The organism is Mesorhizobium sp. BHbdii (assembly GCF_053848045.1).
In genome coordinates this window covers 1256401-1272335 of sequence record NZ_JBSPKX010000001.1, presented here as the reverse complement: position 1 = coordinate 1272335, position 15935 = coordinate 1256401, and the positions used below count along the sequence as shown (strand labels likewise).

Sequence of the window (15935 nt, the reverse complement as noted above, 5' to 3'; positions counted from 1 at the left end):
ACTTGGCGCCATCTCATTTGGCGAACGTCACCCACTCTTCCAGCGGCGCGCGGTCGGTGCGGAACTCGTTTTCGGGCTTGGACGTGTCTTCATGGCCGAGCGCCATGCCGCAGACGACGATCTCCTCGTCTGGAATGTTGAGCACCGGCCTGATCTGCTTGTGGTAAGGTGCAAAGGCGGCCTGCGGGCAAGTGTGCAGGCCCCTTCCCCGTGCCGCCACCATGATATTCTGCAGGAACATGCCGTAATCGATCCAAGACCCCTTGTTCAGCCGCCGGTCGACGGTGAAGATCATGCCGACCGGCGCGTCGAAGAAGACGAAGTTGCGGTCGTGCTGCGCGCGCATCCTGTCCACCTCACGCCGGCCGATGCCGAGAACGCTGTAGAGGCCGAAGCCATTGGCTCGCCGCCGGGTGAGATAGGGTTCGAAGAACTGGTCGGGATAGTAGCGATACTCGTCCCACTCGGCCTTTTCGGCACGGATGCCGGAGTTGAGGATGGCATCGGTGATCCGCTGCTTGACCTCGCCCTTGGTCACGTAGACCCGCCAGGGCTGCATGTTGGTGCCCGAAGGGGCGCGCGAGGCAACGGTGAGAATGGCGCGGATCGTCTCGTCGTCGACCATGTCGGGCAGAAAGGCCCGGACCGAGCGGCGCGACGTGATCGCCTCGTCGACGATCGCCGCATCATCTGTAATCTTAGTCCTGTTTTCCAGCATGGGCGTCCTTTGCGCCTGACCCGGAACCCGGAATCGATCCGGAAAGGATCATGCGCCGTCCAGAAAATGAAAGAGCACCATTGCGGGTCCAATTTGACGCGTGGCGCTCCATCGTAAGCCTCGACCGGACGCCCTCACTCGCCGTTCGTGGCCGAGCCTTTGCCTGAACTGCCAAAATGGCGCAAGCAATTCTTGTGGCACTATGAAAATCCTCTTGATTTTTTCACGAACCTGACGTCTCATGAAATTTGCCCCGACTTTTTCACGAAGGGGATTTCTCACCAAGAAATTTCATCAAGAGAAATGGCTTTGCCCTCAACCGCTGTCAGATCGGAGCAGGAAAACCGCGAACGGCTGCTGGCCGGCGATATCAGGGCGCTGCGCAGAGCGCGCGGTCTGACCCTTGCCGAGATCGGCCTGAAGCTCGGCCGCTCCGTCGGCTGGGTCAGTCAGGTCGAGCGCGGCCTGTCGATACCATCGCTGAGCGATCTCAAAGCCTTTGCGGAATTGTTCGGCGTGCCGGTCAGCCTGTTCTTCAGCCACGACGTGCCTGTGGAGAACGAGCGCGGCGTGGTCGTGCGCGCCGGCAGCCGCCGCACGCTTGGTACAAGCGATTCCGGATTGGTGGAGGAGCTTCTGTCGCCCGATCTCGGCGGTAGCTTCGAAATGCTGCGTTCGGTCTTCGCGCCGGGTGCTGAACTGAAGACCGAAGCGCGCCGGCCGACGGAGGAAGCCGGGTATGTTGCTTCCGGCAGCTTCGACATCGAGATATCAGGCGTCTGGCACCGGCTTGGCGAAGGCGACTCTTTTCGCTTCGACGGCAAGCCGTTCCGCTGGCGCAATCCTGGAGCGGAGCCGGCGGTAGTCATCTGGGTGGTTTCGCCACCTGTTTACTGAATGCATGTCCCCCAACAGTGTGCAGCGGTTTTGGGATAACGACATGCATCAAAACAGAATCAAGCGCGCTGGACCGCGCTTTAGGTTTGGAGAAAAACATGGCCGGTTTGCCGATCACGGCACGTGTGGTGATCATCGGAGGCGGTGTCGTTGGCTCCTCCTCGCTCTACCATCTCGCCAAGGCGGGCTGGACCGACTGCGTGCTCCTGGAAAAGAATGAGCTCACCTCCGGCTCGACCTGGCATGCGGCCGGCAACGTGCCGACCTTCTCCTCGTCATGGTCGCTGATGAACATGCAGCGCTATTCGACGGAGCTCTATCGCGGGCTGGCCGACGCGGTCGGCTATCCCATGAACTACCACGTCACCGGCTCGCTCAGGCTGGCCCATACAGCCGAGCGCATGCAGGAGTTCCAGCGCGCCAAGGCAATGGGCCGCTATCAGGGCATGGACATCGACGTGATCGGGCTCGACGAGATCAAGCGCCGCTACCCGTTCATCGAAACGCATGAGCTGAAGGGCGCGCTCTACGATCCGAACGATGGCGACATCGACCCGGCGCAGCTGACCCAGGCGCTGGCCAAGGGCGCCCGCGACCTAGGTGCGAAGATCATTCGCTTCTGTCCGGTCACCGGCGTGCGCCGCGAGAACGACGAGTGGGTGGTCGAGACCGCGCAGGGCGAAATCCGCTGCGAGGTGGTCCTCAACGCCGCCGGTTACCGTGCCGCCGAAGTCGGAAAGATGTTCGGCCGCGACGTGCCTATGATGGTGATGAGCCATCAATATATCCTGTTCGAGGAAATCCCCGAACTGGCCGCATGGTCGAAGGAGCAAGGCAAGAAACTGCCGCTGCTGCGCGACGTCGACACCTCCTATTACCTGCGCCAGGAAAAGAACGGCATGAATCTCGGCCCCTATGAGCGCAATTGCCGTGCGCATTGGGTCGGTCACAACGACCCGATGCCAGACGATTTTTCTTTCCAGCTGTTCCCCGACGATCTCGACCGGCTGGAGGACTATCTGGCCGATGCCGTCGCCCGCGTGCCGATCCTGGGCACCGCCGGCCTGTCCAAGGTCATCAACGGCCCGATCCCCTACGCACCGGACGGCAATCCGCTGATCGGGCCGATGCCCGGCGTGCCCAACGCCTTCGAGGCCTGCGTCTTCACCTTCGGCATCGCCCAGGGCGGCGGCGCCGGCAAGGTGCTGGCCGAATGGGTGACTGAGGGCCAGACCGAGTGGGACATGTGGTCCTGCGATCCGCGCCGCTTCACCAGCTATGCCTCGGCCCCGGATTACTGCGTCGCCAAGGGCATGGAAATCTACGGCAACGAATACGCCATTCAGTTTCCGCGCCATGCCTGGCCAGCTGGGCGCGACCGCAAACTGTCGCCGATCCATGATCGCATCAAGGCGCTCGGCGCCCAGTTCGACGCCTATAATGGCTGGGAGCGCGCCACCTGGTACGCGCAAGCCGGCGACGATGTTTCGGAAGCCGCGACGCTGACCTTCCGTCGCGACGGGCCATGGCAGCATCGCGTCCGCGAAGAATGCCTCGCCGTGCGCGACGCCGCCGGCATTTTGGACCTGCCCGGCTTTTCCCGCTTCAACCTCGACGGCCCTGGCGCTGCGGAATGGCTGAGCCAGCAGGTTACGGGGCTGGTGCCGAAACCCGGCCGCATCGGCCTCGTCTATTTTGCCGACGACAAGGGCCGCATCGTCACCGAAATGTCGGTGGTGCGCCACGATGAGAATTTGATGACGCTGATCACCGCCGCGGTGGCGCAGTGGCACGATTTCGAGTGGCTGAAATGGCGCATGCCGAAGCACGCTTCATTCAAGCTGGTCGACCGGACCGAGGAATACTCCACGCAGATCCTCGCCGGGCCCAATTCGCGAAAAATCCTCGCCGATGTCTGCGCCGCCGACCTTGCTCTGCCCTGGCTGACGCACCAGGAGACGACGGTCGCCGGCCGTTGGGCAAGGCTGGTGCGCGTGTCCTTCGCCGGCGAACTCGGCTGGGAAATCCACACCAAGGTCGACGACACCGCCGCCGTCTTCGACGCTGTCTGGGCGGCCGGCCAGAAGCACGGCCTGAAGCCGTTCGGCATGTACGCGCTGGATTCGCTGCGGGTCGAAAAAGGCTATCGCGCCTGGAAAGGCGACCTGTCGACCGACTATTCGATCCTGCAGGGTGGGTTGGAGCGTTTCGTCAGATGGGACAAGCCCGACTTCCGCGGCAAGGCAGCGCTACAGAACGAGAAGCAGCAGGGCGTCAAGAAACGCTTTGTCACGCTGATCGTCGAAAACCCCGGCGACTGCGATGCGCCCACCATGTCGACGCTGTGGCATGACGGCCGGATAGTCGGCGAGACGACGTCCGGCGGCTGGGGTCATCGTATCGACAAATCGATCGCGCTCGGCATGCTGCGGGCCGATCTCACTGAGCCGGGAACCACGGTCGAGGTCGAGATCTTCGGCGAGCGCTTCAAAGCGATCGTGCAGAAGGACGAACCGCTGTGGGATCCAAAGAACGAGAGGTTGCGCGCGTGAAGACGGTTATCCTCACTGACGGCGGCATGGGTCAGGAACTGGTACGCCGCAGCAAGTCCGATCCCACCCCGCTATGGTCGGCCAGGGTGCTGATCGACGAACCGGACCTGGTGCGCGACCTGCATGCGGAGTTCATCCGGGCCGGCGCCCGTGTCATCACCATCAACACCTATTCGGCAACGCCCGAACGGCTGGCGCGGGAGGGCGCGGAAGAGCTGTTCGAGCCGCTGCAGAAGCGCGGCATGGAACTTGCAAGGCAAGCTCGCGACCAGGCCGGCGACGCGGCAATCGCCGGCTGCCTGTCGCCCCTGTTCGGCAGCTACGCGCCGGCACTGACGATATCCTTCCAGGATACGCTCGACATCTACCGCCGCATCGTTGCCGAGCAGGCTGACGGCGTCGATCTGTTCCTGTGCGAGACCATGGCGTCGGCCGAGGAGGCGCGCGCGGCTGTCACCGCGGCGTCGGAAAGCGGCAAACCGGTGTGGGTGTCTTGGACGCTTGCCGATCACGGCGCACCACGACTGCGCAGCGGCGAAGCCATTGCAGCTGCGTCGAGCGCTCTCGACGGGCTGCCGGTCGCAGCTAGACTGGTCAATTGCTGCAGGCCCGAAGCGATTGCTGCAGCGTTGCCCGAACTGATCTGCCTCGGCGGCCCGGTCGGCGCCTATGCCAACGGCTTCACCTCGATTGAGGCGCTCAAGCATGGCGGCACCGCGGAAGTGCTGCACGCCCGCCACGACCTTGATCCGGACGCCTATGCAGGCCAGGCAGTCGGCTGGGTTGAGGCCGGCGCCGGCATCGTCGGCGGCTGCTGTGAAGTCGGACCGCCTCACATCGCCGCCCTGCGTGACCGGCTCGAACAGGCCGGCTACGAAATTTCGGGAGTAGCATAATGCCCAGACCATCATCGCGCATTTCCGGCATCGTGCCTTCCGGCAAGGATGGCTGGGAGGTTCATTTCGCTGCCTGGACACGCAAGGAGGCCGGCGAGGACATCATCATGCTGTCCGTTGGCGACCACGATTTCGACACGCCGGCGCAAACGATCGAAGCTTGCGTGACCGCGGTTCGCGCCAGCAACCACCACTACACCCCGCTTCCCGGCATTCCGCGTCTGCGCAAGGCAATGGCGGCGGCATCGACCGCGTGCACCGGCATTGCGACCAACCCCGACCAGGTCATCGCCACGCCAGGCGGACAGGCAGCGCTTTACGCGGCGGTACAAGCCGTTCTCGACCAGGGCGACCATGCCATCGTGGTGGCGCCCTATTACGCAACCTACCCTAACACGTTCAGTGCAGCGGGCGCCGATTTCACCGTAGTCGAGACACCCGCCGAGGATGGTTTCCAGCCGCGAGCCGCCGACATTCGTGCCGCGCTTCGGCCGAACACGCGCGCCATCCTCATCAATACGCCCAACAACCCGACGGGTGCTGTCTACGCCCGCCAGCGGCTGCAAGACCTGGCGCAGATCTGCCGGGAACATGACCTCTGGCTGCTGTCGGACGAGGTCTATTGGACGCTGGGCGGCGGCGAGCACATCTCGCCGCGCTCGCTACCCGGCATGGCGGAACGCACGCTGGTCATCAATTCCATGTCGAAGAGCCACGGCATGACCGGCTGGCGCATGGGCTGGCTGACCGGGCCAGAAGAGATGATCTCGCTGCTGACCAACCTCAATCTGGTGACGACCTACGGCCTGCCGGCCTTCATCAGCCTCGCTTGCGCCGAGGCGCTAGAAAACGGTTACGGCGTCAAGGAGATCGCCGAACGCTATGCCGCAAGGCGCAGCGTCGTCCTCGACGCCATGCGCGGCATGAACAACATCACCGTGCGCGGCTCCGAAGGCGGCATGTATGTCATGCTCGACATCTCGGCCATCGAGCCGGACGACGAGAAATTCGCCTGGGCTTTCCTCGACAAGGAAAAAGTCGGCGTCATGCCGGGCTCGAGTTTCGGCGAGGCCGCCGCCGGCCACATCCGCGTCAGCCTCTGCCAGCCCGAGGCGATACTTTTGGAAGCAGCCCTTCGCCTGCGCCGCTTCGCTTCCAACTATCGCCGTGAGGCGGCATGAGCGCCCTGCCCCAGAATACCATCCCGACAAAGGCCATTCCTCCCAAAGCAAGGGCCGTCATCATCGGCGGCGGTGTTTCAGGCTGTTCGGTCGCCTACCATCTGGCCAAGCTCGGCTGGACCGATATCGTGCTGCTCGAACGCAAGCAGCTGACATCAGGCACGACATGGCACGCCGCCGGCTTGATCGGCCAGCTGCGCGGTTCGCAGAACATGACGCGGCTGGCGAAATATTCGGCCGACCTCTACGTCAAGCTCGAAGCCGAGACCGATGTCGGGACCGGCATGCGGCAGGTCGGTTCGATCACCGTGGCGCTGACCGAGGAGCGCAAGCACGAGATTTATAGGCAGGCGTCTCTCGCCCGCGCGTTCGATGTCGACGTGCGCGAGATTTCGCCTGATGAAGTCAAGGAGATGTACCCGCATCTCAACATTTCCGATGTGGTCGGCGCCGTGCATCTGCCGCTCGACGGCCAGTGCGACCCGGCCAATATCGCCATGGCGCTGGCCAAGGGTGCGCGCCAGCGCGGTGCGACGATCGTCGAGAACGTGAAGGTAACCAAGGTCCATACCAGGGATAGCCGCGTTACCGGCGTCTCCTGGACGCAAGGCGACGAGCAAGGCATGATCGAAGCCGATGTCGTCGTCAATTGCGCGGGCATGTGGGCGCGCGAGCTCGGGCGCCAGAACGGCGTCACCATCCCGCTGCATGCCTGCGAACACTTTTACCTCGTCACCGAACCGATCCCCGGCCTGACCCGCCTGCCGGTGCTGCGCGTGCCGGATGAATGCGCCTACTACAAGGAAGACGCCGGCAAGATGATGCTCGGCGCCTTCGAGCCGGTGGCCAAGCCATGGGGCATGGATGGCATCCGCGAAGATTTCTGCTTCGACCAGTTGCCGGAGGATTTCGAGCATTTCGAGCCGATCCTTGAAATGGGCGTCAACCGGATGCCGATGCTGGCCAGCGCCGGCATCCACACTTTCTTCAACGGTCCCGAGAGTTTTACGCCTGATGATCGCTACTATCTCGGCGAGGCGCCGGAGCTTTCCGGCTACTGGATGGCGACCGGCTATAATTCGATAGGCATAGTTTCCTCCGGCGGCGCCGGTATGGCCCTGGCGCAATGGATCAATGACGGCGAGGCACCCTTCGATCTGTGGGAGGTCGACATCCGCCGCGTCCAGCCGTTCCAGAAGAACCGCCGCTACCTGAGGGAGCGCGTCTCCGAGACGCTGGGCCTGCTCTATGCCGACCATTTTCCGTACCGCCAGATGGCGACCTCGCGGAACGTCAGACGCTCGCCGCTGCACGAACATCTGATGGCGCGCGGTGCGGTGTTCGGCGAGGTTGCCGGCTGGGAGCGCGCCAACTGGTTCGCCAGGCCCGGCCAGGAGCGCGAATACCGCTATTCATGGAAGCGGCAGAACTGGTTCGACAACCAGCGCGAGGAACATCTGGCCGTCCGAAACGGCGTCGGCCTGTTCGACATGACCTCGTTCGGCAAGATCCGTGTCGAGGGCCGCGATGCCTGCGCCTTCCTGCAGAAACTCTGCGCCAACGACATGGACGTGGCGCCGGGCAAGATCGTCTATACCCAGATGCTCAACCAGCGCGGCGGTATCGAGAGCGATCTCACCGTCTCACGGCTATCTGAAACGGCCTACTTCCTGGTCGTGCCTGGCGCGACGCTGCAGCGCGATCTCGCGTGGCTAAAAAAACACCTCTCCCATGAATTCGTCGTCATCACCGATGTCACCGCTGCCGAAGCCGTGCTCTGCCTGATGGGTCCGGATGCGAGGAAGCTGATTCAAAAGCTGAGCCCGAACGATTTCTCCAACGAGACCAACCCGTTCGGGACGTTTCAGGAGGTTGAAATCGGCATGGGGCTGGCCCGCGCCCACCGTGTAACCTATGTCGGCGAACTGGGCTGGGAGCTTTATGTCTCGACCGACCAGGCCGCCCACGTGTTCGAGGCGATCGAGGAGGCCGGCGACGATGTCAGCCTAAAACTCTGCGGCCTGCACACGCTGGATTCCTGCCGCATCGAAAAGGCCTTCCGGCACTTCGGCCACGACATCACCGATGAGGACAATGTGCTGGAGGCAGGCCTTGGCTTCGCAGTGAAGACTGCCAAGGGCGATTTCCTTGGCCGCGACGCCGTGCTGAGAAAAAAAGAAACCGGATTGGACCGGCGGCTGCTGCAGTTCCGCCTGAAAGACACGCAACCCTTGCTCTTTCACAATGAGGCGATCCTGCGCGACGGCAAGATCGTCGGCCCGATCACCTCGGGCAATTACGGCCATCATCTCGGCGGCGCCATCGGCCTCGGCTACGTGCCTTGCAAAGGCGAGAGCGAGGCGGACGTGCTGTCGTCGTCCTACGCGATCGAAATCGCCGGCGAGCGCTTCGCCGCCGAGGCATCGCTGAAGCCGATGTATGATCCGAAGTCGGAACGGGTACGGATGTAGCTCAGAAGCGCCCCAGCTTCGTTCGCACTTTCTCCAGGAACGCCGCCCTCGTCTTCGGTGTCGATGAGTCCATCAGGTAGTGCGCCAGAAAGAACGTCCTGCAGCGGGTGGCGCAGAGTGCCCGCATGCCGCGCAGGATTGTCTTGCGTCCCGGCTGGCCGACGACGACGCTCCACCAGGTCGGTGCGCCGCAGGTCGTGATCACCCCGATCTTCGTCACATGCCTCATCAGCGACTGAATCCGTCGCTTGCCGGCCGGCAGTCGGAAGGCGACGTCGGTCGCCCAGACCCGGTCGAGCCAGCCCTTCAGCATTGCCGGCAGCCCATACCACCATGTCGGATAGATAAAGAGGATTGCCTGGGCCCAGTTGAGATTTTCGATGTGGGGCTTGAGCGCCGGATCCTGCGGGGCGTGTTCATTGTAGGAGCGTCGCTCGCCGCAGCGCATGACCGGATCGAAATTCTCCGCATAGAGGTCGAGCAGCCGCACCTCCCAGCCCCTCGCCTTCAGCACCTCGATGGCACCATCCCGGATCGAGGCGCAAAAGCTTTCCGGGACCGGATGGCAGTAAACCACCAGGACCCGCATCAGAAGGCATCCATGCTGGCGGCGACTTTCGCCGTGAATCTCTTCCGCGTTTCATCGGTCGACTGGTTCATCGAATAATGCGCAAGATAGGACACGGAGGCACCTGGCTTGACCGAGGCGCGCAACACACGCTTGACCAGCTTGCGCGGCGGGTCGCCCATCAGCATGGCGTGCAACCGGCTGCCGCCATAGGTGGTGACCGCCGCCAGCTTGCGGATGTTGTGCAGCGACGGCTGCACCTTGCCATTGACCAGCTTGAACGAGACGCCGGGCAGGAAGACGCGGTCGAAAAAGCCTTTCAGGATCGCCGGATAGCCGAAGTTCCACACCGGAAACGACAGCACCAGCGCCTCGGCCCGCAGCAGGCGCTCGACATAGGGCGCTGCCGGATCACCGGCGCCGCGATCGTCGTGATAATCGAGCCGCTCGGCCCGCGTCAGCCGGGGATCGAAATTCTCGGCATAGAGATCGCAGTCGTCGACGGCGTGGCCGGCTGCCGTCAGCCGTTCGACGATCACCTTGTGCAAACCGGCATTGAAGCTGGTCTCGACCGGATGGGCGTAGAGAACGAGGATGTTCATCACCCCGCCTTCTGCAACCCCTTGAACAGGAACGACTTGCCCGAGCGATAATCGTAGTCCGGGTTTTCCCAGGCGATCATCTTGCCTGGATTGAGCAGCCCTTGCGGATCGGTCTCGCGCTTGAAGGCGAGCTGCACCTCGTCCGTCTGCTTCATGCCGCCCTCTTCCAGCGTGTAGCGGTGCGGGTTGAAGACCCAGCAGCCATTCTCTTCGTGGATGCGGATGATCTCGTCGAGCCGCTCCGCCGTCGTGAAGCGGACCAGCGGCAGTCCGGCCACGCCGATCGCGCCGTCGAAGCGGATGAATTCGAGATGTGTCGGCACTTCGTCGCCGAAGCGGTCGATCATCGCCTTGACGTAAGCGAGGTGATCCGGCGAAGGATAGCGGGTCTGCAGATAGGTAATCGTCGGGTCGACCCTGATGGCGCGCAGCGTCGTGTGGTTCCAGGTCAGCTCATAGGCCGGCGGCAGGCCCTTGAGATCGGCCTCCTTGTCGGCGCGGAAGACGATCTCGCCCTTGCTGCGCGCAGTAAGAGCGACAAAGGCGTCCATGGCATGCGGCGTGATCATGCAGACGACGATGCTTTGCTCGCGCCTGAAAAACCGCTGGTGCCGCTTGAAATAATCGTAAGGGATGGGCGCGGCGATCGGCGTGATCAGCTTCGCTAGAATGCCGTCCTGAATGGCGAGATCGTTGCCGAAGCCGGCCGCATCCATGAAATCGTCGAAGCCGACGATGACGTCGATCCAGTCGTAAGATGCGGTCAGCGGCATCTCGACCTCGGTGACGATGCCGTTGGTGCCGTAGGCATGCATCACCTTCAGCACCTCCTCGCCGGTAAGATCCATGATGCGAGGCTCCGCCTCCATCGTCACGGTCCTGAGCCGGATGACATTGCCGAGGTCGCGCAGCCCACCCCAGCGGATCGAGCCGACGCCGCCCGATCCGCCGGCGACGAAACCGCCGATCGACGCGGTGTTATAGGTCGATGGCGACATTCGCAGCTCCTGGCCGGAATGCGCGCGCGTAGCCCTGTCGATGTCGGCGAGGACGGCACCGGGTCCGGTCACGACGCGGCCGGGCGCGATCGTCTTGACTGCATTCATTTCGGCGAGATTGAGCACGACGCCGCCGGACAAAGGCATCGCCTGCCCGTAGTTGCCGGTGCCGCTGCCGCGCGGCGTCACCGGCACGCCATGCCGGTGACAGGCGGCAAGCACTCGGATCACCTCGTCTTCCGTCCTCGGCGTCACGATCAGATCGCCGGTCACATGGTCGAGCTGTTGCTTCAGCACCGGGCTGTACCAGTAGAAGTCACGGCTCTTTTGCTGGACGATCGCCGGATGGTCGTCGATCTTCAGACCGTCGAGATCGCGTTTGAGCGTAGCCAGGTCCATCATCCCACCATTAGATCATCGAGTTCGGCATAATCGGGCAATTGGCGCTCGATGGCGCGGCCGTCGCGCACCACGATGCGATCCGATTCAGGCCGCGACAGCAATTCCGTCCAGCTCCGCCCCTTGAAGACGACGAAATCGGCGGCGCCGCCGGCTGCAAGGGTGCCGAAACCGTCGAGCCGCATCACCTGGGCCGGCGTTGAAGTCACCGCCTGTGGCCAATCGCCGACCGGGTGATCGAAATGCAGGATGCGCGTCGCCATGCGATAGACCTCCAGCATGTCGAGATCGCCATAGGCGTAGAACGGATCTCGGGTATTGTCGGAGGCGACGGCGACAGGAATGCCGCGCGCTTTCATCTCGTGCAGCAGCGTCACGCCGCGCCAGCGCGGCGTGGTCTTGTCGCCGCGCCGGTCCTGCAGATAGAGATTGCACATCGGCAGCGACACCACGGCAAGCCTCGCCTTCGCCACCTTATCCAGCGTGTCGAGCACATCGAGATCGGGCTGGCGTGCCAGCGAGCAGCAGTGGCCGACGAGGATGTTTCCCTCAAAACCGTTCCACAAGGCCGCCTCGGCGATCTTCTTCAGCGAGATCGCCGAGATATCGTCAGTCTCGTCGGCGTGGAAATCGAGGTCGAGGCCATGCTTGATCGCCTGAGCGAACACCTCGTCGAGAAGCTCTTCCAGGTCCGGCAGCATATAGGTGACGACGCCGAGCACGCCGTTGGCTGCGGCGACTCGTTTGGCCAGCCTTTCGAACCACTTCCTGTCGCGCACGCCTTCGATGCCAAGCAGGCAGGCCGCCTGCAGCTCGATGCGGCCACGCCATTTCTCCCGAATCGTCTCGAACACCGGCCAGGAGATCTCTTCCTGCGGCGCGACGCTGTCGAGATGGGTGCGCATAGCCCTGGTGCCGTGCGCGTAGGCTGAGCGCAGCGAAAAATCCATGCGGCGGGCAACGTCGTCTGCGCTCCAGCGGGCAGCGCGATCGGCGCCGGTGGCGTTCAACGCGCCCATGAACGTGCCGTCCGGATTGGGTTTTCGAGGCCAGATATGGCCCTTGTCGATATGCGTGTGGCAGTCGACGAAGCACGGCATGACGACGCGGCCGCCGAGGTCGGCGGCAGCTGCGGGCGAATTGGACTGGCGATGCGCAACGATGCTGGAGATTTTGCCGTCGGCGACGGCGATATCGGCGAGCGCAAAGCCGTCGGCATCGAAGGCTGCGGCAAGGCCCGGCGTCAGTGATGCGTGAAGCCGGACGTTGGTGAGATGGTAAGGACCAGAGGCCGGTATCTCCAACATTTCATCGCTCCTGCTTCAGCGCGCTTTCATGCCAGCGCCGCAAAATGAGATGCGAGATCAGCGACAGCACCAGGAAGATCAGAATGCCGGTGAAAGAGATCAGGATCAGGGCCGCAAACAGCCGCGGGGCATTAAGCCGGTAACCGGCCTCGATTATGCGAGAGGCAAGCCCCGACGACTGGCCGGTTGCCCCGGCGACGAACTCGGCCACCACCGCGCCGATCAGCGACAGGCCGCCGGCGATCTTCAGCCCGCCGAGAAAATACGGCATCGCTGCCGGCAGCCTGAGATAACGCAATTGCTGCCAGCGGGTCGCGCCGTTAAGCCTAAACATGTCGCGCAGATTGCGGTCGACGGAATTGAGGCCGAGCGTGGTGTTGGACAGGATCGGAAAGAAGGCGACAATCCAGGCACACAGCAGAAGCTTCGTCGTCTGGTTGTCGACGTAGATGTTGATCAATGGGAAGATCGCAACGATCGGCGTCACCTGCAGGACGATGGCAAACGGGAAGAACGACATCTCCACCCATTTCGATTGTGCGAACAGGACCGCCAACCCAACACCGCCGACGATGGCCAGAAGCAGGCTGAGGAAGGTGATCTTGAGCGTCACCAGCAGCGAGGAAAACAGCAGCCCGGCATCGTCAAACAGTGTTTGCAGCACCACACCGGGGCGCGGCAGGATATATTTCGGGATGTCGTTCCAGACGCAGATGCGGTCCCACAGCCAGATGGCCAGAATCATGATCGCCAGCGGCAGCACCCATCGGCCGATGCGCTCGAGCCGCTCCTGGCGCACGCGACGCGCCTCCTCGGGATCGAGCCTCAGCACGTGTTCTTCAATGGCCGTCATGGTGCGGTCCGGCAGTTGAGTTGATGGCGCCGATCAGCACATCGGACGCCTGACGGCAAAGCGCGGCATAGGCGGGCGAAGTACGGAAGGCTTCATTGCGCGGATACGGCGCATCGATGACGAGTTCTTTGAACACCCGGCCCGGTCGCGCCGCCATGACGACGACGCGGCTGGAGAGGAAAACGCTTTCGAAGACGCTGTGGGTCACGAAGACGACGGTAAAATGCTCGTCCTGCCATAGCTCCAGAAGATCGTTGTTGAGCTTGAAGCGGGTAATCTCGTCGAGCGCTGCGAACGGCTCGTCCATTAAAAGCACGCGCGGCTTGGTCACCATGGCGCGGGCGATCGAGACGCGCATCTTCATGCCGCCGGACAGCTCGCGCGGCACGGCATGCTCGAAGCCGGTCAGGTGGACCCGCGCCAGCATCTCCATCACGACAGGCGCAGCCTTGGCCCGCGACACGCCCTTCAGCCGCAGCGGCAGCCAGACATTGTCGAAGACATCGGCCCAGGGCAGCAGCGTCGGCTCCTGGAAGACGAAGCCGATATTCGAGCGGTCGACAGAGCTGCTGCCGCGCCAGTCGAGCACGCCGGAGGTCGGCGTCGCAAGACCCGCAATGAGGCGCAAGGCCGTCGACTTGCCGCAGCCGGACGGGCCGAGAAGGCTGAGAAAGTCGCCTTCCCGGATCGTCAGGTCGACATCGCTGAGCGCTGTCACGCCGTTGGAAAAGACCTTGCCGACGCCACGCAGCGCCAGCAGCATCGGACCTTTGCCCGATGCGCTTGCCGGCGCTTGCGGCACTTTCTCCTGCATCATGCCTGGGTGCTATTTCTTCAGGTCGATCCCGACGCCCTTGTTAACGAAGGCCAGCGTGTAGGACTTCTTGATGTCGACGCCGGCCGGCACGACCTTGGCCTTGACCATCTTGTCGTAGAAGCTTTCGATGCGCGCGTCAGTCATCGCACCGATGCCGAGTTTTTCCGTGTCGCCGGAATCGACGATGCCAAATTTCTTCATCTGCTCGATCGAAAACGCGATCTGCTCGTCGCTGATGTCGGGGTTATCCTTCTTGATCGCCGCGTTGGCGGCAGCGTTGTCGCCGTAGAGATAATTGTACCAACCCTTGGCCGAGCCATCGACGAAGCACTGAACCACCTCCGGCCGCTTGTCGATCGTGGCCTGCATGGTCTCGATCGTCGTCGCATAGGTGTCGAAGCCGTAGTCGGCGAGCAGGAACAGATTGGGCTGGAAGCCGCCCTCCTTGGCGACGGCGAAGGGCTCCGAGGTCACGTAACCCTGCTGGATCGACTTCGGATTGGCGATGAAAGGTGCGGGGTTGAACGTATAGGGCACGCGCTTGGCCGGATCGAAGCCGAACTCCGTGATCATCCATTGGAAGTAGCTCTGTGCACCTTCGTCGCCAATAATGTACTGGTCCGCGTTCTTCAAATCCTCCCATTTGTCGAGGCCCTGACCCGGATGGCTCATGATCACCTGCGGCTCTTTCTGGAATGAGGCGGCGACCACGCGCAGCGGAATGTCCTGCTGAACGGCGTCGAAGGCCTGCAGCATGTTGCCGCCCATGTAGAAGTCGATCTTGCCGGCGAGCAACAGCGGCCGACCGCTGACCTGCGGGCCACCTTGCATGATCGTCACGTCGAGCCCGCAAGCCGCATAGGTGCCATCAGCGGCTGCCTGATAATAGCCACCGTGCTCGGCCTGGGCGAGCCAGTTGGTGCCGAAGGTGACCTTCTCGTTCGCTGCCGCGCTTAGCGTGCTTGCGGCAAGCAGCACGATCGCGCCCACCGAAATCTTAGGTTTTCCGTCCATCCACACCACCCTCTGTTGGCTCCGGCGCGCCACGCACCGGGCTCGACACCATCGACTCAAGAAGCAAGACACATGCCATCACCGAGGCCGCCCGCCTGCGCAACGGTGGTGCACGAAGGCCGGACGGTCATGCTGTACCGGGGGCATCGTGCCTATTTTTTGAACGCCTGTCCACAATCGCCCTGATAGTATGCACTGCATCTTGAATGGGCCGCCAATCCGGCTTTAGGCTGACATCGTTGGAGATTTTCATGTTCAAATTCCTGGCGCCGAAGTCGATCAAGCCGCCCTTCGCCCGCTACAGTCATGGCATCGAGGTGCCTCCCGGCAAGAGGCTGGTGCTGTGTTCGGGCCAGGTCGCCATCACTCCGAACGATCAGATCCCGGAGGATGCCGGCGCACAGGCCGAACTCTGTTTTCAGAACATCGCGGCGATACTTGGCGAGGCCGGGCTTGGACTTTCCGACATCGTCCGCATCAACACCTATGTCACCGACCGCGCCTTCCTGCGGCCCTATATGGACGTTCGCGATCGGCTGTTCACCAGCCCGGCGCCGGCTTCGACGCTGATGATCGTGTCCGGTTTCGCGCGGCCGGAATTCAAGGTCGAGATCGAGGTCATCGCGGCAGGGTGATCGACAGGCGATCCTTCCCGCGCTAGG

General features: G+C 62.9%; 14 protein-coding genes. 6 read left to right on the top strand and 8 right to left on the bottom strand.

All coding sequences use genetic code 11. The features are described from left to right. Positions 1–13: 13 nt before the first annotated feature. Positions 14–718: a nitroreductase gene (locus ACWTU8_RS06235; RefSeq protein WP_455847433.1), complete on the bottom strand. Its 705-nt coding sequence runs from the start codon at positions 716–718 to the stop codon at positions 14–16. A gap of 303 nt (positions 719–1021) precedes the next feature. On the opposite strand from ACWTU8_RS06235, the gene ACWTU8_RS06230 reads away from it, so the two are divergent. The 5 genes from ACWTU8_RS06230 (at position 1022) to ACWTU8_RS06210 (ending at position 8715) form a co-directional block, all read left to right on the top strand. Beyond that, positions 1022–1615 carry a helix-turn-helix domain-containing protein gene (locus ACWTU8_RS06230; RefSeq protein WP_287336010.1) on the top strand — a complete coding sequence of 198 codons (594 nt, stop codon included), beginning with the start codon at positions 1022–1024 and terminating at the stop codon, positions 1613–1615. 98 nt (positions 1616–1713) lie between these two features. Then, on the top strand, positions 1714–4167 hold the full coding sequence (locus tag ACWTU8_RS06225; protein WP_455847432.1) for a GcvT family protein: 2454 nt from the start codon (positions 1714–1716) through the stop codon (positions 4165–4167). Next, positions 4164–5063 carry a homocysteine S-methyltransferase family protein gene (locus ACWTU8_RS06220; RefSeq protein WP_455847431.1) on the top strand — a complete coding sequence of 300 codons (900 nt, stop codon included), beginning with the start codon at positions 4164–4166 and terminating at the stop codon, positions 5061–5063. The genes ACWTU8_RS06225 and ACWTU8_RS06220 overlap by 4 nt, the downstream gene beginning before the upstream one ends. Next, entirely contained in the window at positions 5063–6244 is a 1182-nt protein-coding gene (locus tag ACWTU8_RS06215; protein WP_455847430.1) for a pyridoxal phosphate-dependent aminotransferase, read from the top strand. Before ACWTU8_RS06220 ends, ACWTU8_RS06215 begins: the two co-directional genes overlap by 1 nt. Next, positions 6241–8715 carry a GcvT family protein gene (locus tag ACWTU8_RS06210; protein WP_455847429.1) on the top strand — a complete coding sequence of 825 codons (2475 nt, stop codon included), beginning with the start codon at positions 6241–6243 and terminating at the stop codon, positions 8713–8715. The genes ACWTU8_RS06215 and ACWTU8_RS06210 overlap by 4 nt, the downstream gene beginning before the upstream one ends. Position 8716: 1 nt before the next feature. Here ACWTU8_RS06210 and ACWTU8_RS06205 read toward each other — a convergent pair whose 3' ends face one another. The 7 genes from ACWTU8_RS06205 to ACWTU8_RS06175 are packed head-to-tail and all read right to left on the bottom strand — an operon-like array spanning position 8717 to position 15273. Beyond that, positions 8717–9304: an NAD(P)H-dependent oxidoreductase gene (locus ACWTU8_RS06205; protein ID WP_455847428.1), complete on the bottom strand. Its 588-nt coding sequence runs from the start codon at positions 9302–9304 to the stop codon at positions 8717–8719. Next, positions 9304–9885 (bottom strand): NAD(P)H-dependent oxidoreductase, encoded by a 582-nt coding sequence (locus ACWTU8_RS06200; RefSeq protein WP_455847427.1) that lies wholly within the window; start codon positions 9883–9885, stop codon positions 9304–9306. The genes ACWTU8_RS06205 and ACWTU8_RS06200 overlap by 1 nt, the downstream gene beginning before the upstream one ends. After that, complete coding sequence (locus ACWTU8_RS06195; protein ID WP_455847426.1) at positions 9885–11285, bottom strand: FAD-binding oxidoreductase; 1401 nt, start codon at positions 11283–11285, stop codon at positions 9885–9887. The genes ACWTU8_RS06200 and ACWTU8_RS06195 overlap by 1 nt, the downstream gene beginning before the upstream one ends. Continuing rightward, the gene (locus ACWTU8_RS06190; RefSeq protein ID WP_455847425.1) at positions 11282–12589 is read right to left on the bottom strand and encodes a cytosine deaminase; all 1308 of its coding nucleotides are present in this window, start codon (positions 12587–12589) and stop codon (positions 11282–11284) included. The genes ACWTU8_RS06195 and ACWTU8_RS06190 overlap by 4 nt, the downstream gene beginning before the upstream one ends. A 1-nt stretch (position 12590) precedes the next feature. Next, positions 12591–13442, bottom strand: a complete 852-nt coding sequence (locus ACWTU8_RS06185; protein ID WP_455847424.1) for an ABC transporter permease — start codon at positions 13440–13442, stop codon at positions 12591–12593. Further along, a complete protein-coding gene (locus ACWTU8_RS06180) occupies positions 13429–14259 on the bottom strand; it encodes an ABC transporter ATP-binding protein (RefSeq protein WP_065012275.1) in 831 nt (276 codons plus the stop codon). The genes ACWTU8_RS06185 and ACWTU8_RS06180 overlap by 14 nt, the downstream gene beginning before the upstream one ends. A gap of 9 nt (positions 14260–14268) precedes the next feature. Next, the gene (locus tag ACWTU8_RS06175) at positions 14269–15273 is read right to left on the bottom strand and encodes an ABC transporter substrate-binding protein (protein ID WP_455847423.1); all 1005 of its coding nucleotides are present in this window, start codon (positions 15271–15273) and stop codon (positions 14269–14271) included. A gap of 251 nt (positions 15274–15524) precedes the next feature. On the opposite strand from ACWTU8_RS06175, the gene ACWTU8_RS06170 reads away from it, so the two are divergent. Next, positions 15525–15908, top strand: a complete 384-nt coding sequence (locus ACWTU8_RS06170; RefSeq protein WP_455847422.1) for a RidA family protein — start codon at positions 15525–15527, stop codon at positions 15906–15908. Positions 15909–15935: the final 27 nt, after the last annotated feature.